At 66.6% G+C, this 23,895-nt stretch carries 22 protein-coding genes; 12 read left to right on the top strand and 10 right to left on the bottom strand.

What is annotated here, in order from left to right:
- Positions 1-11 precede the first annotated feature (11 nt).
- Both EGH23_RS16390 and rdfA read left to right on the top strand, forming a co-directional pair.
- Complete coding sequence (locus EGH23_RS16390; protein WP_220581068.1) at positions 12-410, top strand: gamma-glutamylcyclotransferase family protein; 399 nt, start codon at positions 12-14, stop codon at positions 408-410.
- 376 nt (positions 411-786) lie between these two features.
- On the top strand, positions 787-1,392 hold the full coding sequence (gene rdfA / locus EGH23_RS16385) for a rod-determining factor RdfA (RefSeq protein WP_220581067.1): 606 nt from the start codon (positions 787-789) through the stop codon (positions 1,390-1,392).
- Between the two features lie 11 nt (positions 1,393-1,403).
- On the opposite strand, the gene EGH23_RS16380 is transcribed toward rdfA, so the two are convergent.
- Entirely contained in the window at positions 1,404-3,368 is a 1,965-nt protein-coding gene (locus EGH23_RS16380; protein WP_220581066.1) for an archaea-specific SMC-related protein, read from the bottom strand.
- Positions 3,369-3,611: 243 nt separating this feature from the next.
- Between EGH23_RS16380 and EGH23_RS16375 the strand changes: the two genes are divergently transcribed.
- The 5 genes from EGH23_RS16375 to EGH23_RS16355 are packed head-to-tail and all read left to right on the top strand — an operon-like array spanning position 3,612 to position 7,650.
- Positions 3,612-4,748 carry a PTS fructose transporter subunit IIC gene (locus EGH23_RS16375; protein WP_220581065.1) on the top strand — a complete coding sequence of 379 codons (1,137 nt, stop codon included), beginning with the start codon at positions 3,612-3,614 and terminating at the stop codon, positions 4,746-4,748.
- 28 nt (positions 4,749-4,776) lie between these two features.
- The gene (locus EGH23_RS16370) at positions 4,777-5,253 is read left to right on the top strand and encodes a PTS sugar transporter subunit IIA (RefSeq protein WP_220581064.1); all 477 of its coding nucleotides are present in this window, start codon (positions 4,777-4,779) and stop codon (positions 5,251-5,253) included.
- Positions 5,250-5,528 carry an HPr family phosphocarrier protein gene (locus EGH23_RS16365; RefSeq protein WP_220581063.1) on the top strand — a complete coding sequence of 93 codons (279 nt, stop codon included), beginning with the start codon at positions 5,250-5,252 and terminating at the stop codon, positions 5,526-5,528. Before EGH23_RS16370 ends, EGH23_RS16365 begins: the two co-directional genes overlap by 4 nt.
- Before the next feature lie 2 nt (positions 5,529-5,530).
- Complete coding sequence (gene ptsP / locus EGH23_RS16360; RefSeq protein WP_220581062.1) at positions 5,531-7,213, top strand: phosphoenolpyruvate--protein phosphotransferase; 1,683 nt, start codon at positions 5,531-5,533, stop codon at positions 7,211-7,213.
- Positions 7,210-7,650, top strand: a complete 441-nt coding sequence (locus tag EGH23_RS16355) for a PTS fructose transporter subunit IIB (RefSeq protein WP_220581061.1) — start codon at positions 7,210-7,212, stop codon at positions 7,648-7,650. Before ptsP ends, EGH23_RS16355 begins: the two co-directional genes overlap by 4 nt.
- 461 nt (positions 7,651-8,111) lie before the next feature.
- On the opposite strand, the gene EGH23_RS16350 is transcribed toward EGH23_RS16355, so the two are convergent.
- Positions 8,112-9,458 (bottom strand): metallophosphoesterase, encoded by a 1,347-nt coding sequence (locus EGH23_RS16350; protein ID WP_220581060.1) that lies wholly within the window; start codon positions 9,456-9,458, stop codon positions 8,112-8,114.
- A gap of 377 nt (positions 9,459-9,835) precedes the next feature.
- On the opposite strand from EGH23_RS16350, the gene EGH23_RS16345 reads away from it, so the two are divergent.
- Positions 9,836-11,797 carry a molybdopterin oxidoreductase family protein gene (locus tag EGH23_RS16345; protein ID WP_220581059.1) on the top strand — a complete coding sequence of 654 codons (1,962 nt, stop codon included), beginning with the start codon at positions 9,836-9,838 and terminating at the stop codon, positions 11,795-11,797.
- 105 nt (positions 11,798-11,902) lie between these two features.
- On the opposite strand, the gene EGH23_RS16340 is transcribed toward EGH23_RS16345, so the two are convergent.
- Complete coding sequence (locus EGH23_RS16340) at positions 11,903-12,283, bottom strand: DoxX family protein (RefSeq protein ID WP_220581058.1); 381 nt, start codon at positions 12,281-12,283, stop codon at positions 11,903-11,905.
- A gap of 132 nt (positions 12,284-12,415) precedes the next feature.
- On the opposite strand from EGH23_RS16340, the gene EGH23_RS16335 reads away from it, so the two are divergent.
- Both EGH23_RS16335 and EGH23_RS16330 read left to right on the top strand, forming a co-directional pair.
- A complete protein-coding gene (locus tag EGH23_RS16335; protein WP_220581057.1) occupies positions 12,416-13,474 on the top strand; it encodes a zinc-dependent alcohol dehydrogenase family protein in 1,059 nt (352 codons plus the stop codon).
- An 85-nt stretch (positions 13,475-13,559) separates the two neighbouring features.
- On the top strand, positions 13,560-13,862 hold the full coding sequence (locus tag EGH23_RS16330; RefSeq protein ID WP_220581056.1) for an amphi-Trp domain-containing protein: 303 nt from the start codon (positions 13,560-13,562) through the stop codon (positions 13,860-13,862).
- Positions 13,863-13,904: 42 nt separating this feature from the next.
- On the opposite strand, the gene EGH23_RS27055 is transcribed toward EGH23_RS16330, so the two are convergent.
- The 4 genes from EGH23_RS27055 to EGH23_RS16310 form a co-directional block, all read right to left on the bottom strand.
- Complete coding sequence (locus EGH23_RS27055) at positions 13,905-14,135, bottom strand: mechanosensitive ion channel family protein (RefSeq protein WP_328766237.1); 231 nt, start codon at positions 14,133-14,135, stop codon at positions 13,905-13,907.
- 898 nt (positions 14,136-15,033) lie between these two features.
- A complete protein-coding gene (locus EGH23_RS16320; protein ID WP_220581054.1) occupies positions 15,034-16,203 on the bottom strand; it encodes a Cdc6/Cdc18 family protein in 1,170 nt (389 codons plus the stop codon).
- A 3-nt stretch (positions 16,204-16,206) separates the two neighbouring features.
- Positions 16,207-17,736 (bottom strand): glycerol kinase GlpK, encoded by a 1,530-nt coding sequence (gene glpK / locus EGH23_RS16315; protein ID WP_220581053.1) that lies wholly within the window; start codon positions 17,734-17,736, stop codon positions 16,207-16,209.
- Between the two features lie 164 nt (positions 17,737-17,900).
- Complete coding sequence (locus EGH23_RS16310; protein ID WP_220581052.1) at positions 17,901-18,071, bottom strand: hypothetical protein; 171 nt, start codon at positions 18,069-18,071, stop codon at positions 17,901-17,903.
- Between the two features lie 80 nt (positions 18,072-18,151).
- Here EGH23_RS16310 and gfo6 point away from each other — a divergent pair, with 80 nt between their 5' ends.
- Complete coding sequence (gene gfo6 / locus EGH23_RS16305; protein ID WP_220581051.1) at positions 18,152-19,237, top strand: D-xylose 1-dehydrogenase Gfo6; 1,086 nt, start codon at positions 18,152-18,154, stop codon at positions 19,235-19,237.
- Positions 19,238-19,252: 15 nt separating this feature from the next.
- Here the strand turns inward: gfo6 and EGH23_RS16300 are convergent, their stop codons facing one another.
- Together EGH23_RS16300 and EGH23_RS16295 are read right to left on the bottom strand one after the other, a co-directional pair.
- Entirely contained in the window at positions 19,253-19,693 is a 441-nt protein-coding gene (locus EGH23_RS16300) for a hypothetical protein (RefSeq protein WP_220581050.1), read from the bottom strand.
- A 41-nt stretch (positions 19,694-19,734) separates the two neighbouring features.
- Entirely contained in the window at positions 19,735-21,219 is a 1,485-nt protein-coding gene (locus EGH23_RS16295) for an aldehyde dehydrogenase family protein (protein WP_220581049.1), read from the bottom strand.
- A 149-nt stretch (positions 21,220-21,368) separates the two neighbouring features.
- Between EGH23_RS16295 and EGH23_RS16290 the strand changes: the two genes are divergently transcribed.
- Complete coding sequence (locus tag EGH23_RS16290; RefSeq protein ID WP_268899462.1) at positions 21,369-22,274, top strand: dihydrodipicolinate synthase family protein; 906 nt, start codon at positions 21,369-21,371, stop codon at positions 22,272-22,274.
- 216 nt (positions 22,275-22,490) lie between these two features.
- Here the strand turns inward: EGH23_RS16290 and EGH23_RS16285 are convergent, their stop codons facing one another.
- Positions 22,491-23,858: an ABC transporter substrate-binding protein gene (locus tag EGH23_RS16285; protein WP_220581047.1), complete on the bottom strand. Its 1,368-nt coding sequence runs from the start codon at positions 23,856-23,858 to the stop codon at positions 22,491-22,493.
- Positions 23,859-23,895: the final 37 nt, after the last annotated feature.

Genomic DNA, 23,895 nt, shown 5'->3' with positions numbered 1-23,895 from the left:
ATAGTGAGGACATGGACGTGTTCGTCTACGGGACGCTCGTGCAGGCGGAGACCGCCGCCGCGGTACTCGGCGAGTTCGAGTATCGCGGCCCGGCCACGGTCGCGGGACTGCACCGCGTCGATGGTCAGTATCCGACGCTCGCCCCGGGCGGGTCGACCAGCGGCCGACTGCTACGTACCTCCGATCGAGATGCGCTCGACCGGTACGAGGGCGTCGATTCGAACCTGTACGTCCGCTGTACGCTCCCGATCGAGACGGACGAGACGGACGAGGCGGGAGACACCGTCGAGTGCTATCTAGGAGACCCCGCCCCGCTCGACGCGCCCGTCGAGTGGCCGGGCGACGGCACCTTCGAGGAGCGAGTCCGGCGCTACTGCCGAGACGAGCGCGTCGTCGTCAGGCGAGAGTGAGCGCTACCGATCTCTCACGGGCCGCGAAACGCGCCGGGCAAGAACCCCCGGCGCGATCGGGGTGGGCTGCCCCGGAACGATGGGCGGACACGCATGAGATATCAAGGCGTCCGCGACTACGTATGCTGTTTAAACGCACAAAATGCTTTTGACTATTATCATCGAAAATAAACGCGAACGCCTGCGGAGGAGAACCGTCGAGAGAGGTTTCAGTTCGATTCGCGCTCGGATTGGATGACGCCAGGCGGCCACGACCGACTCACGGGATCGACGGCGAGACGTGAACGGCCCCGGTCGGTCGCGCCGGCCGATGGAATGGAATCGTGACCCGCCGGCCGGCACAACTGATTTACTCCGCGGAACCGACGAGCGCACAATGGGCGGCGACGGACGCAGACGGTCGAAAGTCGAACGGCTCGTCGAGACCTACGACCTCGACAGTGTCGGAGCCGACCTCGAAGCCGCGTGGCTCGGCGAGGGCCGCGAGCGCCGGAGCCTCCGCGAGTTGGCCGACCGATTCAATCAGGCGCTCCTGATGGGCGCGCTCAGGGACAGCGAGATGAGCGTCATCGACGGCGAGCCGGAGAACTTCTACCGGTTGCTGACCGACGACGACGTGAGCGCGGGACAGCGAGTCGAGGCGCGGAATCGACTCGAACGCAACGGTATCGACGTGGACGGGTTAGCGGAGGACTTCGTCACGTATCAGGCGGTCCGTCACTACCTCACGGAAGTCCGGGGCGTGACGTACGAACAGTCGAACGAGGGCGAGCAGGTCGAGCGCGAGCGCGACAGCATCGACCGGCTCCAGGCCCGGGTCGAAACCGTCGTCCGCGATACCGTCGACCGCCTGCGAAACGCGGGAACGCTCTCGATCGGCGACTATCGGGTGTTCGTCGGCGTCGAGGTCCTCTGTCGGGACTGCGGCGGCCAGTTCGGGATCGGCGAGCTGCTGGCCGAGGGCGGCTGTGACTGCGAGTAGCGAACGGTGCCTCAGATATCCGTGACCCGAGGGTACTCCTCGGAGAGCGCCTGCGCGTCCTCCGGTAGCAGCGCGACCACGAGATACGTCGGGTACTCCGCGAAGTACTCCACGAGCGACGCGATGCGTTCGGCGTCGATGGCTTCGAGCGAGTCCAGCAGCATGAACGGAACCGTCTCGTGGACGTCGTGGACGAGATAGCCGGCGAGCGCGAACACCAGCCCCGTCACCTCGCGCTCGCTCTCGCTGAGGTGGGCGACCGTATCTTCGTACACCGTCCCGCCCTCCGAACTTCGGACGACGTGTAACTCGAAGGACGAGCCCTCGATTACGTCGTCGGCTTCGACGGTCTCGACGGTCCCACTCGGCGCGTCTACCCGTTCGAGCCAGATGCGTTCGACGTTGTCGTAATCGAGCAGTTCCAAGAGGTCCGCCATCCGCTCGTTGAACTGCTCGGTCGCCTCGGCCTCCAGCGTGTCGATGCGGGTCCGCAGGTCGATGAGTTCCTCGACGATGTCCTCGCGCCGAGCGAGCAGCGCGTCGTCGCGTCGGATCTCGGCCTCCATCTCCTCTATCTCCTCGTTCACGTCGTCGTACTCCGATTCGAGGGCGTCGAGTTCGAACTCCAGTTCGTTCGCCTCGCTGTGGAGTTCGAGCACCTCGTCGAACTCGTCGGAGCGCAGTTCGGCCACCTCCTCTTCGAGCTCGGAGATGCGCGAGGAGAGGTTGTCGCGGCGTTCGCGGAGGTCCGCCACCGCGGACTGGCGGCGCTCGATCTCTTCGTCCACGTCGTCGATGGTCGCGGCCAGTTCCCGCCGCCGTTCCAGCGTCTCCTCGATGTCGTCGCGCCTGTCGGTCAGGTCGTCGAGTTCGTCCTCGATTGCGTCCACGTCGGCGAGGGTCTCCTGTCGGTGTTCACGCATGCTCGAGAGCGTCGATTCGATGCGCTCGCGTTTCACCTGCGACCCGCAGGTCCAGCAGGTCGTCTTCGACCCCTGGTACAGCTGGTCGGTGATGTCGCCGACGCTCTCGGGTTTCCGCTCGATGGCGTCGGTGATCTGCGTGTGTTCGCCCGCGAGCAGCTCCTCGTTGAATCCGATGACGTTCTGCAGGCGCGTCGTGTACTGCGAGAGCTCGCGCTTGCGTTCGCGACGACGCCTGATCTCCGATTCGAGGTCGTCGAGGCGTTCTTCGGGGGCGTCGGTGAGCCCGGCGCGCTCGGCCGCGAGCCGCCCGCGCTCTTCGCGCAGCGCCGCGATGCTCTCCTGTTCGGATTGGACGTCCTCCCGGACGCGCCGGCGTTCGGACCGGGTCGCCTGCAACTCGTCCAGCGTCGCTTCGAGTTCGTCCCGGCTCTGTCGCGTGACGTCGACGTCTAAGTCCCGCTCGTCTATCCGCTCTTCGACGGACCGGAGGTCGCTCCGGACGTCCTCGATCTCGGTCTGCAGTTCGCTTCGTCGCCCTTCGAGTTCCGGTAGCTCTCGCTTGAGCGACTCGATGCGGTCGAGGTCGTCGTCGATGGCCTCCTTGCGCTGTTCGGCGTCGCGTATCTCCCGACGGAGCGTCGCCACGTCGACCGGGCGCATGATGACGTCCCGGAGGTCGTCGCCGCGGACGACGGCGCGGCGGGCCTCGTTGTCTTCGAGCAGGAACGCGAACAGGTTCGCCAGCGTCGGGTCGGCGAGGAGTCCCGACCCGGACCCGACGATACCGTCGTCGGTCCTGGAGACCGTCCGCGCGTACGTCTCCCCGCCGAGTTCGAGTTCGACGCGGCCGCGGTCCGCGTCGCCTTTCACGCTCGTCCAGTCGCTTCCGTGGGCGGCCACGATAGCCTGCAGGAACGACGTCCGGTTGGTCGCGTTGCGACCGGCGAGCACCGTCACGCCCGGGGCTAGCTCGACCGTCGTCGAGTCGATGCCGCCGATGTCCTCGACGGCGAAGATGACCCGGTCGTCGGTGGCCGCGGCCGAATCCATAGCAGGTCGTCCGTCGGTGACTCGCATAAGTGCTGGGACGCGCATCGGGCCGGCCGGGAGATAATTCGTCGCTCTAAGAAGAACAGAATAACAGCCATATGTCTGTTTGTCTTTTCGGGACCACTCCTCATCTCAGTCGAAAACAATCACCTCTGCCCAGAGTTTCGAGCAGTTCCGAACTCATCCACTCATAAACGTGTACCTTTATCTAAGACAATGGACGAGTCACGGACGTCGCTCACAATGTCAAGTAACGACACCGCGGACACACTCCGCGCGTATCTGACCTCCGTCAAGGAGGATCTGATGACCGGCGTATCGTTCATGATACCCTTCGTCACCATCGGGGGTATCTTCCTCGCCATCGCGTACGCGGTGGGGGATACGCAGACCGTCTTCGAAAACACCGGCTCCGCCGGCTGGTTCCTAGCCCAGATAGGCGTCGCCGGCCTGACCATCATGGTGCCCATCCTCGGGGGCTACATCGCCTACGCGATAGCCGACCGCCCCGGACTGGCACCGGGCTTCCTGCTGGCGTACCTGCTCCAGCAGGGGAGCGTCGTCGAGCAGGCGGCCCTCGTCGTCGGCCTCTCGGGCGGGAGCTCGGGAGCCGGCTACCTCGGCGCGATCGTCGCCGGCCTCGTGGCCGGCTACGTCGCCCGCTGGTTCAAGAACCGCGACGTGCCGGGCGTCATCCAGCCGATGATGCCGGTGCTCATCATCCCGGTGGCGACGATGGCCGTCGCCGCGCCGCTCCTGCTGTTCGTGCTGGGCGTCCCGGTCGCCATCGCGAACCAGAGCCTCACGACGTTCCTCGAGACCATGCAGGGCGGGCAGGCCGTCGTCGTCGGCCTCGTCCTCGGCGGGATGATGGCCGCGGACATGGGCGGCCCCATCAACAAGGTCGCCTACGTCTTCGCGACCGGTCTCATCACCGAGGGCATCTACGCACCGATGGCCGCCGTCATGATCGGCGGGATGGTTCCGCCCATCGGGATGGCCCTCTCGAACTTCATCGCCCCGCACAAGTACGAGGCCGAGATGTACGAGAACGCCAAGAGCGGGATCCCGCTCGGACTCGCCTTCATCACCGAGGGCGCGATTCCCTACGGCGCGGCCGACCCGCTCCGCGTCATCCCCTCGGTCGTCTCCGGAAGCGCTATCGCCGGAGCGATGGCGATGGCGCTGGGCGTGACGATGCCCGCGCCCCACGGCGGCGTCTTCGTCGTCCTGCTGTCGAACAAGCCGCTGCTGTTCCTCGCCTCGCTGCTGGTCGGGACGCTGGTCACGGCGGCCGTCGCCACCCTCATCAAACCCGACTTCGAGGAGCGCATCAACGCCGAGACGAACTCGCAGAGCACGCAGCCGACCAACAACTGAACCGCTGTCGACCCACACCATCACACCAATGTCAGACGCAATCAGCCAGACCGATATCGACGAGTTGATCCCGGCGAGTCACATCTCGCTGTCCGAACCGCCCGCAGAGAAGGACGCCTGCATCGAACACCTGCTCGACCTGCTGGTGGACGCCGGCCGCGTCGAGGACCGACAGGAGGCCCTCGACGCGCTGTTGGCCCGCGAGGCGGAGACGACCACCGGGGTCGGCATGGGCATCGGCATCCCGCACGCGAAGACCGACGCCGTCTCGCGCCCGTCGCTCGCGTTCGTCCGCTCCGAGGAGGGAATCGACTTCGGGTCGATGGACGACGAGCCCGCGACGCTGATCTTCATGATCCTCGTCCCCGAGTCGGGCGGCGAGGAGCATCTGAACATCCTCAGTTCGCTCTCGCGCGCCCTGATGCACGACGAGGTCCGCGAGCGGCTCCACGAGGCCGACGACGAGCGAGCGGTGCAGGAGACGCTCCGGGAGGCCATCGCATGAGCCTCGAACGCACCGTCACGCTCGTTCCGGAAGCGGGACTGCACGCCCGCCCCGCGTCGAAGTTCGTCGAGGCCGTCAACGACCACGAAGCCGAGATATCGATCGGCCGCCCGGGCGAGGACCCCGTCCAGGCCAACAGCATGATCGCCGTCACGAGCCTCGGCATCGACCACGGTGACGAGGTCCATCTCGTCGCCGACGGCGAGGACGCCGAGGCCGCGCTGGACGAGCTCGAACGGATACTGACCACGCCCGAGGAGGAAGCGGCAACCTGACCATGGCGGAACGCGAACTGCAGGGGACCGGCGCGACGCCCCGTTCCGGCGTCGGTTCGGTCGTCTGGTACGGACAAGAGATCGAACTCCCCGACGCGGCCGACGTAACCGTCGACGAGGCGGCCGAGCGAGACCGCTTCGCCGACGCCGTTTCGACGGCCCGCGCGGAACTGGAGACCGAGCGCGAAGCGACCGCCGAGCGAGTCGGCGAGGAGGAGGCCGCCGTCTTCGACGCCCACATCCAGTTCCTCGAGGACCCCACCATCGAGGACGCCGTCGAGACGGAGATAGCGGCGGGGACGCCGGCTCCGAACGCCGTCGATTCGGCCTTCGGCGCGCACATCGAGCAGTTCGAGGGGATGGACGGCCGGATGGCCGAGCGAGCGGACGACCTCCGGGACGTCCGGGACCGCCTGCTCCGCCTGCTGACCGACGGCGACCGCGTCGACCTCGCGGACCTGCCCGAGGGCAGCGTCGTCCTCGCGGAGCGACTGACGCCGAGCGACACGGCGCAGTTAGACCCCGACACCGTCGCCGGGTTCGCGACCGCTACCGGCGGCCGAACGTCCCACGCGGCCATCTTCGCCCGGTCGCTGGCGCTGCCGGCCGTCGTCGGCGTCGGCGAGGGCCTCGACGCTATCGAGGCGGGAACCGACGTCGTCGTCGACGGCGACACCGGGACGCTGCTGGTCGACCCCGACGAGAGCGAACGGTCGGCCGCTGCGACCGATTCCGGTGTCGAAGTCGTCGAGGAACAGGTCGAGACGACGGACAACCGTCACGTCGAGGTCGCGGCGAACGTCGGGCGACCGGCGGAGCTGGGGCCGGCCGCCGACCGCGGCGCGGACGGCATCGGCCTGTATCGGACCGAGTTCCTCTTCCTCGACCGGGAGGCACCGCCGTCGGAGGACGAGCAGTACGAGGCCGTGCGCGAGGCGCTCGATACGTTCCCCGAGGGGCGCGTCGTCGTCCGCACGCTCGACATCGGCGGTGACAAGCGCATTCCCTACCTCGACCTACCCGAGGAGGAGAACCCGTTCCTCGGCGAGCGCGGTATCCGCCGCTCGCTCGGCCCGGACTCGGACCTGTTCGTCACGCAACTCCGCGCGCTCTTGCGCGCCGCGGCCGACGGCGAGGGCGACCTCGCGGTCATGTTCCCGCTCGTCGCGTCCATCGAGGAGATGGAGGGCGCGCTCGACGCGCTGGACGACGCGGCGGCCGACTTAGACGACGCCGGCGTCGAGTACGAGCGACCCGAAGTCGGCGTGATGGTCGAGACGCCCAGCGCCGTCTTCGTCGCCGACGAACTGGCCGCCCGCGTGGACTTCCTCTCCATCGGGACCAACGACCTCACGCAGTACGTGATGGCCGCCGACCGCGAGAACGAGCGCGTCGGCGACCTCCACGATCCGACGTATCCGGGCGTGGTGCGGGCCATCCACCGAACCGTCGAAGCGGCCCACTCGCGGGACGCGTGGGTCGGGATGTGCGGCGAGATGGCCGGCGATCCCGACCTGACGGAACTCCTCGTCGGCCTCGGGTTGGACGAACTCAGCATGAGCGCCGTCACCGTCCCCGACGTGAAGACCGCCGTCAGCGAGACGACGTACAGCACCGCGAGCGAGCGCGCCGAAGACGCTCGCAACGCCGCAACGCGCAGCGCAGTCACCAACTCACAACAATGAAATTCGTCGCAGTCACGTCCTGTCCGACCGGTATCGCACACAGCCAGATGGCCGCGGAGAACCTGGAGCAGACGGCTACGGAGATGGGCCACGACATCAGCGTCGAGGTCCAGGGCGCGATGGGCGCGGAGAACGAACTCTCCGCCGAGGACATCCAGGCCGCAGACGCCGCCATCGTCGCCGCCGACACCGCCGTCGATACGGACCGCTTCGAGGGGATGCCCCTCGTCAAGGGCACCGTCAAGGACGCGGTCAACGACGTCGAGAGCCTGCTGAATCAGGCCATCGAGGCCGCCGACGGCGACGCCGAGACGACGGCCGACACGACGGAGACGGCCGACGACTCCGGCGACGGCGGGAGCGGCGAGGAGCGAGAGCGCCGCGGCGGCGACCGCTCGAAGAGCCTCGGCGCGCGACTGAAGCGCCTGTTCAGCTGAGTCGTTACCGACGAGTCACGCAGCGCGAGGAGAAGCAAGCGGGACGAAAACTGGTAGTTCGAGTCGCCGCTGAGTCGATTCGAGAAGCGGCGCGATATCAGTAGCGAGAAGGCCAGATTCGAGTGGTTTCGCGGTTTACCGATCGTTTAAGCAGCGCTTAAGCGACCGCTTCGCCGTGTTTTCCTCTCCGATATCGCTCGCCGAGTGTGCACAGCATGACGACAACTGCGACCGGTCGCCGTCTACGCCGAGTTACCGCCCGCGCCGGTGCTGTCAGGAACGGAAATGTCGCCGCTCGTTTACAGTGTACAACAATGTATTCACCCACGTCTTCCCATCGGGAGCGACCGTGTCGACGACGTTCGGGTCGGTGAATCACGTACGCCAGAAGAATCGCGTAGAGTTCTGACGAGTCCCCCTCTAACCGAGACGGGGTATTCGTTCAGAACGTGCTCGCCGCCTCAGTCGTTCATCTCGGGCGTCGAAACGGTCGCTTCCTTCTCGTTCTCGCCCTCGACCGTCGCCCGGTCGGGCAGGTCGGGGTCCGGCTTCCGCCCCAGCGTGAGGAACCGCTCGGTGAGCGTGAGCTCCTCCGGGCTCGGGCTCGACTTCTGTATCGGCTCGTACTCGACGGCCACCTCGTCGGCGTCCGCGGCGATGCGGACCGCACAGAGCTGATACGATGGGTAGAAGACCGGCGGGAGGAGGCCGATGACGCCGTCGCGGCGGTGAAGACGCTTGAGCCACGTGCCGCTGTTGACCATCAACCCCCCGTCGAGCGCCCGCACCCGCGGTCGGTGGGTGTGGCCGTAGCAGAAAATAGCCGTCTCCTCGCGGCGACCGAGGACCTCGCGGGCGGCGGCGTCGTAAGACGTCTCCGCGTCGACGGTCAGGCCGGTCTCGAGGATGCCGAACCGGTCGATCGTCTTGTTGATGTCCCGCCGGAGGAGGTACAGCGGGACGCCCACGAGCAACAGCAGCCCGGTCACGGTGACGTTGACGGCGAGCAGGAACCAGATGGCGGTCCCGGCCGTGCCGAACTGCCCGAGGAACGAGGTGGTCCACTCGACGGGCGTCGACCAGACGCCGAGGAGGTTGAGGCCCGCGAGCACTGCGAGGACGGCGCTCACGTTGAACAGGAGCAGGAACGGTAGCAGCGCGTACCGCAGGAGCGGGTTCATCTCCCGGTAGAAGTACTTCGAGAGCAGCCAGACCGGGACTCGTTCGGTGGGCGTGACCGCCTGCACGTCCTTGAGCCAGTTGTACCGGCCGCGGTCGGAGAGCTGGCCCGCCCGACTGGTGACGAGCGTGTTGTAGTAGTAGCCGAGCGGCGCGACGTTGGGGTCGCCCCAGTCGTCGATGCGGTTGTTCGGGTCGTGCTGGTGGCCGTGTTCGAAGTGGATCACCCGGTCGCCGACCGGTCGGGTGAACGACTGGGACTGCAACAGGTCGACGTTGTACTCGGCGAAGCGCTCGACGTACTCGTCGTAGGCCGCGAGTTCGTGGTCGTGGTTGCCCGGCAGGAGCGTGATATCGACGTTCTCGCCGGTCTCGCGCAACTGTTCGAACAGCCGCGGATACGTCGATTCGAGGACGTCGAACTTCGCCATCCCCTCGACGCGCGTGAACTCCCAGAGACCGAAGGCGTCGCCGTTGATCACCAGTTCGGCGTTCTCGTCGATCTCGGCCAACCGGCCGAGGAACTCGAGGAGTTCGTCGAGGAACTCGATCTCCTCCAGTTGCTCGTCACCGCCGATGTGGAGGTCGCTTATGACGTAGTACACCCGGTCCTCGCCCGTGCCGCCCATTACGTGTGATTGTCGGGTGCAGCGCCAAAGGTGTTGTTCTCCGGTCGCCGCCGACCCGTCACCGCCGGCGTGCATCTCTGAATCGTCCGGCGCGAGAATCACCGGGGCAGTACGGCCCCGGCGAACGGTCGTCTCCAGCCTTCACTCTGGAACGACGGTCAGAGATGCAGACGGAGCGTCTGCACCGTAACGTTCATTATTTTTGCGTAAATAGCTGGTGGCCGAGCGTCGGACAGTCGCGCCGGACGTCTCGTCGAAAGTCTTTGGTCCGTAGCGAGCATACGACAGGCGAGTGACCGTGTTCGGACGCGTTCGAGGGAAGCCGGATCGGCGTCGCCGAGCGAGGCGTCGAGCGCGGAGACGACGGAGGGTCGACGATGGGCGGTAACGACGGCGAACGACCGGCCGACGACGCGACGGTCTGTCCGCTCTGTGCGGTCGGCTGCACGCTCGCACCGAGCGACGGTGACGGGGACCGCGCGCGAGGCGTCTCGGGTCCAGTGAACCGCGACGGCCGGCTCTGCCAGCGCGGTATCGGCGCGTTCGACGCGCTCGGGAGCGACGGGCGGCTGACGACCCCGCTCGTCCGCCGCGACGGCGAACTGCGAGCGGCCTCGTGGCCCGGGGCACTGGACCGGGCGGCGAACGCGCTGTCTACCGTCGCCGACGAGCACGACGCCGACGCGCTCTGCTTCTTCGGTGCGCCCCACTGCACCAACGAGGAGAACTACCTCCTGCAGAAACTCGCCCGCTCGATGGGCACGAACAACGTCGACAACCGCGCGCGGCTCTGTCACGCCGCCGGGATGACGGCGCTCGAAACCCGCCTCGGCCGCCCGGCGATGACGAACTCGCTGGCCGGGCTGCCCGACGCCGACGTGATACTGGTCGTGGGAGCCAACCCCGCGCGCCAGCAGCCGGTCGCGTTCGACTCGTACGTCCGCCCGGCCGTCCACGACGGGACGGCGCTCGTCCACGTCGACCCCCGGGAGAATCAGACGACGAGAGCGGCGTCGGTCCACCTCGCTCCCCGGCCCGGAACGGACGCGCTCGTTCTCACGGCGCTCTGTGCGCTCGTGACCGAGCGCGGCGGGGTCGACGAGTCGTTCGTCGCCGAACGGACGAGCGGCTACGGATCGTACGCCGAATCGCTCGCGGACTTCGACGCCGACCGCGCGGCGGCGACGGCGGACATCGATCCCGAGACGCTCCGAGCGGTCGCGGATCGAATAGCAGCGGCTGACCGCGTCGCCGTCCTCGCCGGGACCGGTATCGAGGGCGGGAGCGACACCGCCGACGCGCTCGTCGACCTCCTCTTACTGACCGGGAGCTTCGGCCGGCCCGGGACGGGGATGAACGTCCTCCGAGGGCTGAACAACGAACAGGGAGCCACCGACGCGGGATGCCGGCCGGATCGATTGCCGGGACACCGGCCGGTCGACTCCCCCGAAGACAGGGCGCGGGTGGCGGCCGAGTGGGGTATGGAACCGCCCGCGACGCCCGGCCTCACGGAGCGAGCGGCCGTCGAACGGTTCGGCGACTCCGTCCACGGGGCGCTGGTCGTCGGCGAGAACCCGGCCGTCGAGAAGCGCGACGCATCGTGGCTCCGAGACCGATTGACGGACCTCTCGGCGCTCGTGGTCGTCGACCTCTTCGAGAGCGAGACGACCGAGCACGCCGACGTGGTGCTTCCCGCCGCCGCGGGCGTCGAGAAGGCCGGCACCGTGACGAATCTCGACCGGCGCGTCCAGTCGCTCACGCCGGCGGTCGCACCGCCGGGCGACGCGCGCCCGGACTTCGAGATTCTCCGCGAACTCGGGACCCGCCTCGTCGGCGACGCCTTCGAGTACGAGGACTCGACGGCGGCGTTCGACGAGTGGACGCGGCTCAGCCCGGTCCACGAGGGGATGACGCGGAGCGCCGTCGCCGACGGCGGCGTCCAGTGGCCGACCGCGGGCGACGGCTCGCGCGGGACCGCGGTCCTCTACGAGGAGGCGTTCGAGACGGAGAGCGGCCGTGCCGCCTTCGCCGACGTGGAGGTGGACACCGCCGACGCGCCCGCCGACGAACTCACGCTCCTCGTCGGTAGCCGCGCGGGCGGAGTAAGTGCGGCCGGACCGTCCGACGAGCGGGTCCACCTCGCCGAGGACGACGCCGCGCCGCGCGACCTCGAAGACGGCGATACCGTCGTCGTCCGCAACGACGCCGCCGAGGTCGAGACGACCGTCGCCGTCGACGGGAGCGTCCGCGAGGGGACGGCGTACCTCCACGCGGACGTCGCGGACCCGCTGGTCCGGGACGAGAGCGCGACCGTGCGCGTCCGCCCGGCGTCGCAGTGAGCGCGGCGTCCGCGCTCACGGCCACGCATTCGAAAAAGCATGTTTCGCCGTCGGAAACGGATCGAGCGGCGATTCGTCGCCGCGACTTCGGTCGGTTTACCCGGGTTATCGAGCGCTGTCGCGGGTGGACGCCCAGAACGCGACGGCACCGCCCAGGAAGGCGACGTTGCGGAGGAAGTTGTCGAGCTCGGCGTCCCGCTCGTCGCCGGACTCGTTCCAGAAGTCGTGCATCCCGGGCGTCACGCCGAGCATGAACGCCGCGATGGCGACGGCCCCCAGCAGCGGCGCGAGACCGAGCGCGAGCATGGTCCCGCCGACGAAGAGCAGCGAACTGGCGACGGGGACGAGCGTGCCGGCGAACGGCACGCCGACGCTGTCTGCGTAGGCGACCATGTCGTCTAAGTCCGAGAGGTTGTTGTAGCCGTCGCGTGCGAACTTCGCACCGAAGGCGGCCCGTGCGAACACGAACACTGCGCGTTTGAGCATATCGCCTCCAAGCGCCGGAGTCGGAAAACCGCTGTGACCGCCCCCCTCCATGACCGGCGTCTCCGTCGCCGTCGTTCGTCGGACGGGCCCGGCCCCACAGTATTATGGTCGCCGTCATCAGTTATCACGCTAATGCGTGCAGCAGTGTTCACCGGCCACGGCGACCCGCTGGAGATGCGCGAAGTCGACGAACCGACCGCGGCCCCGACGGGCGTCGTGGTCGAGACGCAGGCGTGTGGTATCTGCCGGAGCGACTGGCACGCCTGGCAGGGCGACCCGGCGTGGGAGGGGCGGGGATTCGAGGACGGACACGTCTTCGGCCACGAGCCCGCCGGCGTCGTCGTCGAGGTCGGCGACGAAGTAGAGGAGGTCCGGGAAGGCGACCACGTCACCGTGCCGTTCAACCTCGGCGACGGGACGTGTCCGGCCTGCCGAGACGGTCACTCGAACCTCTGTGACGAGCGGATCCCGTTCGGCCTGACCCCCGAATCGCCCGGGGCGTTCGCCGAGCGGTTCCACGTCCCGTGGGCCGACTACAACGTCGTCCCCCTCCCGCCGGGGATCTCGCCCGTCGAGATGGCCGGGCTGGGCTGTCGGTTCATGACCTCGTTTCACGCGCTCGCCCACCGAGCGGACCTCACCGGCGGCGACCGGGTCGCGGTCCACGGCTGCGGCGGCGTCGGCCTGTCGGCCGTACACATCGCCGACGCCCTCGGCGCGAACGTCGTCGCCGTCGACCTCTTCGCGGAGAAACTGGACACCGCGAGCGAGTTGGGAGCCGTCGAGACAGTCGACGCCGAGGCGGTGGACGACGTGCCGGCGGCGGTGAGAGCGGTCACCGACGGCGGGGCCGACGTCTCGGTGGACGCCCTCGGTATTTCCGAGACGTGCCGGAACTCCGTCGAGAGCCTGCGAAAGCGCGGCCAACACCTCCAGATCGGGCTGACGTCGAGCGAAGACGGCGGCGAGATCTCGCTGCCCACGGACGCGATGGTCGCCAAGGAACTCCAGTTCGTCGGCTCCTTCGGGATGCCCCGTCCCCGCTACGACGAGATCTTCCGGATGATAGCACACGGCAAGCTCGACCCGGCCGCGGTGGTCTCCGAGACCGTCTCGCTCGACGCGGTTCCCGAGAAACTGGCCGCCATGACGGACTTCGGGACCAGCGGCATCCCCGTCGTCGAGTTCTGAGGGGGTACCGATACCAGCGCTCGTCGGCCGAGCGACACCGCATCGTTTATATTTAGGTTTGCCTAAATAGCGGCGAGGATCTCCGATGTCCGAATTAGACTCCACGAGCGACGAAGCGAACGAACGCACGCTCATCCGGTCGGGACGCGAGTTCGAACAGGAGTACCGGCTCGACGCGAGCGAGGCGGGCGAGTTCCTGATAGCCCTCGGCGAGCAGCTGCGCGACGGGGACGAGCTCACCGTTACGACCGACGAGTGGGAACTGCCCTTCGCCTTCGGCGAACCGGTGGAACTCGAACTCGACTTCGAGGGAGTCGGCGACCCCGAACTCGAGATCGAACTGGCGCTGCCGGGCCGCACCGACGAGGAAGCGCCGGACGTCGAGTGACGGCGCGGCGATCGAACACTTCGATAGAGGGGTCTCGCCGGGTCAGTCGTCGGCCGGCGCGGTCCCGTTCTCGGCGTGCGTCTCCTCGACTTCGATGCCGCCGAGCAGTTGCGTGTGCGGGTACGGCATGTCGATCCCTTCGGCGTCGCAGCGCTCCTTGACGGACTGGACGAAGTCAGAACGGGTCTTCACGAAGTCCGAGCGCTTCGGATCGTCGATCCAGAACCGCGTCTGGAGTCCGACGTAGGAGTCGGCGAGTTCGGTGACGCGGATGGACGTGCCGGGGTCGTCGAGAATACGGGGTTCCGGTTGGCCTCGTCGAGGATGACCCCCTCGCGTGCTCGATGTCGTCGTCGTCGTAGCCGATGCCGAAGACGAACTTCTGGCGGGGCTTGTCGTATTTCAAGTCCCTCTCCCGATTCGGAGCGCGGAGGCTAGGCGATATAATATAGCGTTATACGATATATTCAAACCGACTTCGTCGTCGAGCTAATCACCACCTGTTCGTCGAGTTGATCGTGCTGTGTTCAGCGCCGCGCCAGTAGGGAAAGGAGCGGCCCTCCGTCACGAATCGGTTGCGTTCCCGAGGTGAGTTTGCGATGTACCGAGCGGGCGGCCAACGCATGCGAATAGTCTTCCGAGAGAGTCGCGAGGACTATCGGCGGGAGAGATAGTAGGCCAGGAGAACGGCTATCCGGACGTTCGGATTATCGAATAGAGTCTCTATAGAGCTATTCCCGATAGATATTCCGTATAGCTATATCGGGTAGAATACTAAGGAGTAGTCCCGGCAGTATACAGTCGAACGAGCTGCTCGATCGATAGCCTCGTCGCTACCCCGAACGGTTTGGATAGCCGATTCGGACAGCTAATCGGAATAGCGGGGCGGACGATCCCAGTAGAGGGGCCGAAATCGGCTACCAAACGAGGCTAACGGGACGTATCAGCCATACTACCGAGCCATGTAATACAGCTATTATAGATAGCTACACTAACCAACTATATTTTCTCGCTATATCGACCCCCTATTCCGGCCCACTATACGACATAGTGAACAACTATAGCGACATGGAGTCGCCGGGGTGCATAGTTCTGCTATCGGGTGGCACGCGCTGGTGAGCGTAGCCGAAAAACACTACCTGAACCGGGAGAACGACACCGACCGCCCCGTTCAGCGCAGATCGTACAGACGCCGAAAGACCGGTACGTGGAACCGGGCCTCGACTCTGCTCGGCCGGCGGCCGTGACCGGTCCCGGCTACCGCCTCCGCGCGTTCGAGGACCCCGGTTTCGGCCATCTCGTAGATGAACCGTTCGATCGAGCGCTCAGAGAGCGAGCCCGGGAGCGACGCGGCGGCGGCCTCGGCGGCCGCGGCGACCGACGACCGAGCGGTGGCGTCCGCATCGACGAGTTCGCGGAGGACGACCTGCCGATTGTCGGGTAGTTCGAGCACCCGAGCGAGCGGGGCGGCGTCCGTCGACAACCGCTCGGTGGCGACGCGGACGTCTTCGTCGGTGAGCCGCGTCCGCTCCCGACTGTCGGCGCGGTCCGCGGCGACGAACAGCGCGGCGAGCGCGTGGTGTGCGTCGCCGTCGGCCCACTCGGCGATCGCCCGGGCTTGCTGATGACCCAGTGCCCGCTCGGACATCGCGGCCGACGCCCGCGCGGACAGAACGTCCACCAGCTGCTGGAGATGATAGGCGTCGAGGCGAATCGCGTCGCCGACCCGGTCGCCGACGGCGGTCGCTTCGGGCGTCGCTCGACCCACACCGAGCCAGCAGACGTATTCGGGAAGCGACTCGAAGTGGTCGAGGACGGCCGTCGAGGGACCGTCCCCGTCGTCGAGATGATCGACGGCGACGACGACGCTGGAATCGGCGGTCTGCCATCGGTCCCGCAGGCGGTCCCTGAGCGTCGACGTCCGGACGCCGCTGGACGGAACGGAGTCCGATTCGACGGCCGTGAGGAGCGCGTGATAGAAGGCGAACTCGCTGTCGATGCGCCGGCCGTCGAGATAGACGAAGGTCGGCGACGACCGGCGCTGGACGCGCGTCGACGTGTGGACGACCGGTTGCGTCTCCGTCGGCAGTTGGTCGATTTTCCGCCAGAGAGCGGTCACGACGGCCGATTTGCCCGATCCGGCCGGGCCGTGAAGGTAGAGGTTCGACGGCGTTCGCCCCTCGAAGATCGGGTCGAAGTGGTTCAGCACGCGCTCTATCGTCGGTCCCCGACCGACGGGATTCTCGACGTGCGCTGCCGGCGAGAGCGTCTCGTACTCCCGAACGAGTGCCGGTCCGTCCTCTCGGCGCTGGCGGCGACGAATCCGCTCTTCGAGGTTCATCCCTTATTCGGTGGCCCAGTCGAGCGAGCGCTCGACGGCGTCGTCCCATCGACTGTACAGCTTGTCCGCCTTCTCGGCGTCCATCTCCGGGCTGAACTCGCGATCGATCTGCCAGTTGTCTCGGAGGCCGTCGACCGTCTCCCAGTACCCGACGGCTAACCCGGCGGCGTAGGCCGACCCGAGCGCGGTCGTCTCGTCGACTTCCGGCCGGGCGATGTCCGTCTGGATGATGTCCGATTGGAGCTGACAGAGGAAGTTGTTCTTGACCGCGCCACCGTCGACGCGGAGTTGGCCCATCTCGACGCCGGAGTCGGCCTGCATCGCTTCGGCGACGTCGCGGGTCTGATAGGCGATCGATTCCAGCGTCGCCCGGACGATGTGTTCCTTACGGGTGCCGCGGGTCATCCCGACGATGGTCCCGCGTGCGCGCCCGTCCCAGTGGGGCGCGCCCAGTCCCGTGAACGCGGGCACCATGTAGACGCCGTCAGTAGAATCGACCGAACGAGCGAGTTCCGCCGTCTGCGCGGCGTTGTTGATCAGGTCGACGTCTTCGAGCCACTCGATAGCGGCACCGGTGATGAAGATGGAGCCTTCGAGGGCATACTGCACGGGTTCGCCGGACATCTGAAAGCCGATAGTGGTCAGCAGTCCGTGTTCGGACGCGACGGCCTCGTTACCGGTGTTCATCAGGAAGAAGGAACCGGTGCCGTAGGTGTTCTTGGCGTCGCCCGCGTCGAAGCAGGTCTGGCCGAACAGCGCGGCCTGCTGGTCACCGAGCGCGCCGGCGACGGGGATCTCCTCGCCGAGGAAGCCGTCGGGGTCGGTGTGGCCGTAGTACTCTTCGTCCGACGAGGGCCGTACCTCGGGCAGCATCGACTCGTCAACGCCGAACTCTTCGAGGAGTTCCTCGTCCCACTCCATCTCCCGGATGTCGTACAGCATCGTCCGGGAGGCGTTGGTGACGTCGGTGATGTGGTTGCCCGTGAGGTTGTAGATGAGCCAGGCGTCGATCGTCCCCATCATCAGTTCGCCGGCCTCGGCGCGGTCGCGGAGGCTCTCGCCGCGAGCGCTCTGCATCTTCAGCGGTTCGGCGTTGTCGAGGATCCACTCGGTCTTCGTCGCCGAGAAGTACGCGTCCGCCTCCAACCCCGTCTTCTCGCGGATCCACTCGACCTTATCGGCGTCTTGTAGCTCCTCGACGCGGTCGGTGGTCCGGCGGTCCTGCCAGACCAGGGCGTTGTGGACGGGTTTCCCGGTCTCTTTATCCCAGACGACGGTCGTCTCGCGCTGGTTCGTGATGCCCAGCGCTTCGAGTTGGCTCGCATCGATGCCGCCGTCCTCGAGGCCCTGTCGGACGACGTCCTGCGTGTTCTCCCAGATCTCGATCGGGTCGTGTTCGACCCAGCCCGGTTCCGGGTAGATCTGTTCGTGTTTCTCGTAGGCGTTGGCGACGACCTGTCCGCTGTGGTCGAACACCATGAACCGCGTGCCTGTCGTTCCCTGATCGATCGAAGCGACGTACGTGTCTGGCATACTGAATTCCTCCGTGTGAAATACTGGCACTCGGAGAGGCAATAAAGATTGCCTCCGACGCGGTAAGCCAGCCACATCGGGGTAAATTCCTTCGTGCGAATAGAAACGGCGAACGGCTACCGAGAACCGCGGCTGGCCGCCCGCGAGCGCCGTTCCGTACCCGGTCACTCGCCGACGATGACCGTCGATATGAGTTCTTCACACGCCGGGCAGCGGGCCGCCGGGTCTTCCGGCGTTCCGGCCGGCACGACGCCGGGAATATCGGTCCGACACTCGGGACAGCGGACGCTGTCGTGTCCCGGATACGGACACACGTCTGGCTCGTCCTCTGACACACTAGCCACGAGCACCGATTCCCGGATAGCAGTTTCGGTAAGGAGTGCCATTTATGTCGGCGGGGGCAGTGACCACGCGTATGGACCTGAGTGCGATCGTCGAGGAGAGCTGCGCACGCGATTGGGAGACGGTCGAACCGGATTCTGTCGAACCGGTGCGCTTCGCCGTCGTCGGACTGGGCTGGTTCACGAAGGGGCGAGCCCTCCCGGCGCTCGAAGCGAGCGAGCGGTGTACGCCGTCCGTGCTCGTCAGCAGCGACCGCGAGAAGGCGAACGACCTCGCCGCGGAGACGGCGGGCGCAGAGCACGGCATCACTTACGAGGAGTTCCACGACGGGGCCGAAAGCGACGCCTACGACGCCGTCTATATCGTCACGCCGAACGCCCTCCATCTGGAGTACGTCGAGACGGCCGCCGAACTCGGGAAGGACGTCCTCTGTGAGAAGCCGATGGAACGGGACAGCGACCGCGCGGCCGAACTCCGCGACGCGGCCGCCGAGGGCGGCGTCGAGTTAATGGTCGCCTACCGGATGCACACCGAGCCCGCGGTCCGGCGCGCCCGCGACCTCGTCGCGTCGGGCTACGTCGGCGAGCCGATGTCCGTCACCGGCGACATGTCCCAGCGCTTGCTGGAGCGTATCGACCCGGACCCCGACCAGTGGCGGCTCGACGAGTGGCTCGCCGGCGGCGGCGCGCTGTTCGACATCGGCCTCTACCCCTTGAACACCGCTCGCTTCCTGCTGGACGCCGACCCGGTGGCCGTCACCGGAAACGTCTCCAGCACGCACGACGCCTTCGAGGACGTGGACGAGACCGTCGCCTTCTCCGTCGAGTTCCCCGAGGAGGTGTACGCCCAGTGTTACGCCAGCCACAACGCCCGCCAGTCCTCCGGTATCACCGTTACCGGGACCGAGGGACAGGTCCGCGTGGAACCGGCCTTCTTTCAGGACGAGCCGCGAAAGCTCCGCGTCTCCCGCGGCGACGGCCGGGCCACCGTCGAACTGGAGAAAGTCGACCAGATGTTAGAGGAGTTCGACTACTTCGCCGACCGACTGCGCAGTGACGCTCCTCTCTACCCCGACGGCGACCACGGCCTCGTGGACATGCACGCGATGGAGGCGATCTACGAAGCCGCCGAGTCGGACCGGTGGGTGGACGTGGCGTGAGCGGATTGCAGCGGCTCAGCGCTTGGACGCGGTCGCCGCCCTGACGCGGCGACACCGCTCGGGCTCCCTGGCCCAGAAGTCGAGGGGGCCGCCAGACAGGACGCTGATTTCGAGACACTCGACCCCGTCGAGGGAATGAGTGAGCCGGTCATCCGGGTCCTCCTCGTACGCGTACAGCGTGTAGGCCGCGCTCTCCTCGGGGAGGTCGTCTAGGAAACGCGTCGGCGGCGGCGTCTCGTCGTCTTCGTTCCCCGGTAGGGAGACGACCTCCCAGTGGGAGACCTCGTCGCCGCGCAACAGGAGGACCTCAACGTCCTTCGGTTCTTCGTGGAAGTTTTGGAGGTGAATTGTCGGGACCGTCTCACGGCGAGCGTACTGCGAGGCACCAAGACCGCCAGCGATGAGGGCTCCGGTCGCCAGGAGGGCGCGGCGGCGGGTGAGTTCGGGGCGGGGCATTCAGCCGAGGCGTTGCGAGACTGTGAAAATAAGCCTGTCGCTCAGGCGTCGGTGAAGCCGTCGTGGAAGCCGACGAGTTTCGCCTTCGAGAAGTGCTCGACGGCGTACTTGATGCCCTCTTTGCCCACGCCGGAGTCCTTGAACCCGCCGTAGGGCATGTGGTCGGCCCGGAAGCCGCTGACCGTGTTGATGTTGACGCCTCCCGCTTCTATCTCGTCGGCCGCGCGCTTCGCCCGGTCGATGTCCTGCGTGAACAGCCCCGCTTCGAGTCCGTACTCCGTGTTGTTCGCCTCCTCGATGGCGTCGTCGAAGTCCGAGACGGTGATGACAGGGACGAGGGGGCCGAACGTCTCTTCCCTCGCGGCGCGCATCTCCGGCGTGACGCCCGAGAGCACCGTGGGTTCGAAGACCCGCTCGCCCAACTCGCCGCCGTAGTTCCCGCCGCTCTCGACGGTCGCGCCCGCGTCGACCGTGTCCTCGAAGATGTCGACGACCGTCTCGAACTGCTCGTCGTCGACCATCGAGGCCATGTCCGTGTCGTCCTCGAAGGGGTCGCCCACGGTCAGGCCCTCGGCGGCGTCGACCAGCGCGTCGACTAACTCGTCCTCGACGTTCTCGTGGACCAGCACGCGCTCGACGCTGTTACAGACCTGCCCGGCGTTCGAACACGCGCCGCCGACCACCTGCTCTGCGGCCTGCTCGATGTCCGTGTCCTCCCAGACGATGGTCGGGTCGTTCCCGCCCAGTTCCAGGGTCATCTCTTTCATGCCGCTGTTGTCCGCGAGGTGCTTCCCGACGCCGGTCGAGCCGGTAAAGGAGATCGCTTCGACGGCGTCGTGTCCGAGGATCGTATCGCCGACGGTCGAGCCGCTTCCGGTGACGACGTTGAACAGGCCGTCGGGCACGTCGGCGTCTATCTCCTCGGCGGCGGCCTCCAGGCACTCGAACAGCGCGATGGACGTGAGCGGCGTGTTCGAGGCCGGCTTGCCGACGACGGCGTTGCCCGCGGCGATGGCGGGTCCGACCTTGTGTGCCATCAGGTTCAGCGGGAAGTTGAACGGCGTGATGGCCGCGACGACGCCGAGCGGTTCGCGCTGCGTGAAACAGTGGTCCTTGGCGAAGCCCTTCTGGGCGTCCATCGGGACGTACTCGCCGAACATCCGCTTTGCTTGCTCGGCGGAGAGGTCCAGCGTCTGAATCCCGCGGTCGACTTCGCCCTTAGCTTCCGAGAGCGGTTTGCCCTGCTCGCTGGTGAGGATACGCGCGACCTCGTCTGCACGGTCTTCGAGTTGGCGGGCCGCCTCCGAGAGGAGTTCGTAGCGCTGGTACGCCGAGAGGTCGGAGGCCTCGAACGCCTCGTCGGCGGCGTCGATGGCATCGACGACCTGCTGTTCGCTGGCTTTGGGAATCGAACCGACTACTTCGCCGTCGTAGGGGTGAACGATGTCCGTCCGCTCGTCGGCGTCGACCCACTCGCCGCCGATGAGCATCTGCTTGTCGAGTCGTGTCGCTGCTTGCTGACTCATATGGGTGACTCTCGGTTATCGGAGTCATAAGTGTTACGCAGGTGCGCGCGTACGCGGGACCCCGCCACTCGGTTTCGAGGCGAGTCCCGGAACTGCGGGTGTGTGGAGTCATCCCAAATTATAACTGAGTGCTCCCCCATCGCATAGCCATGCACCTCTCGGGAACAGTCGTTCCCATGGCTACGCCTACCCATGGGAACCAGCGAGCAGTGAACTTCGAAGCTCTCGACCAGTTTACGCGGAGGTTGGTCGACGCCGGCGCGCACGGGCTCTTTCCGGGCAGTTCCATCGGCGAGTTTCCCAGCTTCACGACGGCACAGAACCGGCGGATCGTCGAGACAGTCGTCGAAGCCGCCGACGGTGACGCGACGGTCCTCGCGGGATGCTGTGATACGAGCGTCGACGAGATCCTGGACAACGTCGAGGCCGCGGAGGCCGCCGGTGCCGACGCGGGCGTCGTCGTCTCGCCGTACTACCTCGGGACGACCCAGACCGGACTGGAGCGGTTCTTTCGCTCCATCGCCGACGACTCCCCGCTTCCGCTCTTGCTCTACAACATCCCCCAGCTGACCGGCAACGAACTGAGCGTGGACCTCGTCGCCTCGCTCGCGGACCACGAGACCATCGTCGGTCTGAAAGACACCTCCGGCAACCTCACGTATCACCACCGGGCCATCGAGGCCACGCCCGACGACTTCGCGGTCTTTCAGGGCGCGACGGAACTGGCGACGGCCTCGCTGGACGTGGGTGCGGACGGTCTCATCGCCGGTCCCGCGAACGTCTTCCCCGAGCCGGTGGTCGCGCTCTACGACGCTCACGAACGGGGCGACCTCGCGACCGCCCGCCGCCTCATGCGGGAGGTCGTCATGCCGATAGTGAACGCGACCAGCGACCTCCCGACGGCCGCGGCCTTGAAACACCTCGTCGATTTGGACGGTTTGGACGTCGGCGAACCGCTTCCCCCGCTCCCGCAGCTGACCGACGACGAGCGGGCGTCGCTCTCGGCGAGTTATCGACGGGTCGCAGAGCGCGACGAGCAGACCGTCGAGCAGTAGCGCTCACGCGACGATAGCGACTTCTCGATAGCGACGCTTCACCGGCGGCGGTTCTCTCACACGACTGTCGAAATACCGGCTTCGCCGACGGGTTTCGCACTAGCCGAGTCGCGGTCGCCGGTCGAGAGCGCACGCTTGTAGCTATCGAGAGCAGAGAAAACGGCACGGACGAGCGGTGCAACCGACGGAAAATCGTCGCGGCCGCCGGCGTCTGACTCAGGCGTCGTTGACTTCGCTATCGATCTCCTGTTGAGCGTCGTCGAGGGCCTGCTGAGGCGACTTCTCCTGAACGAGCGCCGCGTTGCAGTTCGTGTAGACGATCTCGGAGAACGTCGAGTAGTTCGCCGTCGCGGGCCGAGCGCTCGTCTGATCGACGATCGTCGCGAACGTCTCCAACTGCGGGGCCTGCTCGTAGTACTCGTCGCTGTACAGTTCCTTGCGGACCGGCAGCCGACTGTGTTCGAGCGCCATCGTCTCCTGAGCCTCCTTCGAGGCCATGAAGCTCGCGAACTTCTGTGCGGCCTCGGCGTTCTCGGCGTTAGCGTTGATGAAGAGGTTCCAGCCGCCGAGACAGGAGTTCTCCGCGTTGGGGTTGCCCTCCTGTTTGGGCATCGGTGCCACGTCGAACTTGTCCTTGACGGCCGAGCCGTCCTCGTTCATCAGCGAGACGGCGTAGGGCCAGTTGCGCATGAAGATGGTGTTGCCCTGCTGGAACGTCTGTCGGTTCTGGTCCGTCGACGAGGCCGGAATCGACTCGGGCGTGACGTTGTACTCGTGGATGAGATCGACGGCGTGCTGGAGCGCCGAGACGCCCTTGTCGGTGTTGACGACGAGGTTGCCGTCCTGTCGGACGCTTCCTCCCATGCCCCAGAGCCAGTTGAGCCACATGATGGTCAGTCCCTCGTTCGCCCCGCCCTGCCAGATGTAACCGTTGAGTTGCTTATCTGACTGGCTCTTGATGTCCTGAGCCATGTTGACGAGTTCCATGTACGTCTTCGGCGGTTCGCTGTAGCCGTACTCCTCCAGCAGGTCCGACCGATAGTACAGGGCGTTCGCGTCCGTGTGGACCGGCATGCCGTACATCGTCCCGTCGACCGTCACCGAGTCGAGCGGCGTCCGGAGCATGTTCTCGGTGTGGCCCTGCGGGTCGCTCATCTCGGCGGCCCACCCGTTCTGGGCGAACTCGGCGGGCCAGATGACGTCCATGTTCCCCACGTCGAACGACGACGATCCGGAGACGAACTGGTTGACGTAGTACTCGCGCGTCGAGGAGGCGTTCGACGGCGTCTGCTGGGACTCGACGGTGATGTTGCCCGCCGATTCCTCGAACATCGGTACCAGGCTCTTCGCGTCGTTGCTGAAGTAACCGGGGTAGACGTACGTCAGGGACCCGCCGCCGCTGCCGCCGTCGCCGCCGTCACCGCTGCTCGTCCCGCCGTCGCCGCTCGTTCCACCATCACCGCCATCACCACCATCACCGCCGTCGCCGCCGTCACCGCCGCACCCGGCGAGGAGCGCGACGCTCCCGCCGGCCATCGTTTTGATAAATCTACGTCTGCGTTCGCTCGAAACCTCGTCTGACATACACACACACGTTCAATACCCCACCTATTAATTGTTA

The organism is Haloarcula nitratireducens (assembly GCF_019599505.1).
This window is presented reverse-complemented; position numbering and strand designations above follow the sequence as displayed.

Bases quoted from the DNA above. Each gene is read 5' to 3' on its own strand.
- EGH23_RS16295 (WP_220581049.1), bottom strand. From the start codon at position 21,219: ATGAGTCAGCAAGCAGCGACACGACTCGACAAGCAGATGCTCATCGGC.
- rdfA (WP_220581067.1), top strand. From the start codon at position 787: ATGGGCGGCGACGGACGCAGACGGTCGAAAGTCGAACGGCTCGTCGAG.
- EGH23_RS16365 (WP_220581063.1), top strand. From the start codon at position 5,250: ATGAGCCTCGAACGCACCGTCACGCTCGTTCCGGAAGCGGGACTGCAC.
- ptsP (WP_220581062.1), top strand. From the start codon at position 5,531: ATGGCGGAACGCGAACTGCAGGGGACCGGCGCGACGCCCCGTTCCGGC.
- EGH23_RS16320 (WP_220581054.1), bottom strand. From the start codon at position 16,203: ATGAACCTCGAAGAGCGGATTCGTCGCCGCCAGCGCCGAGAGGACGGA.
- EGH23_RS16370 (WP_220581064.1), top strand. From the start codon at position 4,777: ATGTCAGACGCAATCAGCCAGACCGATATCGACGAGTTGATCCCGGCG.
- EGH23_RS16375 (WP_220581065.1), top strand. From the start codon at position 3,612: ATGTCAAGTAACGACACCGCGGACACACTCCGCGCGTATCTGACCTCC.
- EGH23_RS16350 (WP_220581060.1), bottom strand. From the start codon at position 9,458: ATGGGCGGCACGGGCGAGGACCGGGTGTACTACGTCATAAGCGACCTC.
- EGH23_RS16345 (WP_220581059.1), top strand. From the start codon at position 9,836: ATGGGCGGTAACGACGGCGAACGACCGGCCGACGACGCGACGGTCTGT.
- EGH23_RS16290 (WP_268899462.1), top strand. From the start codon at position 21,369: ATGCACCTCTCGGGAACAGTCGTTCCCATGGCTACGCCTACCCATGGG.
- glpK (WP_220581053.1), bottom strand. From the start codon at position 17,736: ATGCCAGACACGTACGTCGCTTCGATCGATCAGGGAACGACAGGCACG.
- EGH23_RS16380 (WP_220581066.1), bottom strand. From the start codon at position 3,368: ATGGATTCGGCCGCGGCCACCGACGACCGGGTCATCTTCGCCGTCGAG.
- EGH23_RS16330 (WP_220581056.1), top strand. From the start codon at position 13,560: ATGTCCGAATTAGACTCCACGAGCGACGAAGCGAACGAACGCACGCTC.
- EGH23_RS16285 (WP_220581047.1), bottom strand. From the start codon at position 23,858: ATGTCAGACGAGGTTTCGAGCGAACGCAGACGTAGATTTATCAAAACG.
- gfo6 (WP_220581051.1), top strand. From the start codon at position 18,152: ATGGACCTGAGTGCGATCGTCGAGGAGAGCTGCGCACGCGATTGGGAG.
- EGH23_RS16300 (WP_220581050.1), bottom strand. From the start codon at position 19,693: ATGCCCCGCCCCGAACTCACCCGCCGCCGCGCCCTCCTGGCGACCGGA.
- EGH23_RS16335 (WP_220581057.1), top strand. From the start codon at position 12,416: ATGCGTGCAGCAGTGTTCACCGGCCACGGCGACCCGCTGGAGATGCGC.
- EGH23_RS16355 (WP_220581061.1), top strand. From the start codon at position 7,210: ATGAAATTCGTCGCAGTCACGTCCTGTCCGACCGGTATCGCACACAGC.
- EGH23_RS16390 (WP_220581068.1), top strand. From the start codon at position 12: ATGGACGTGTTCGTCTACGGGACGCTCGTGCAGGCGGAGACCGCCGCC.
- EGH23_RS16340 (WP_220581058.1), bottom strand. From the start codon at position 12,283: ATGCTCAAACGCGCAGTGTTCGTGTTCGCACGGGCCGCCTTCGGTGCG.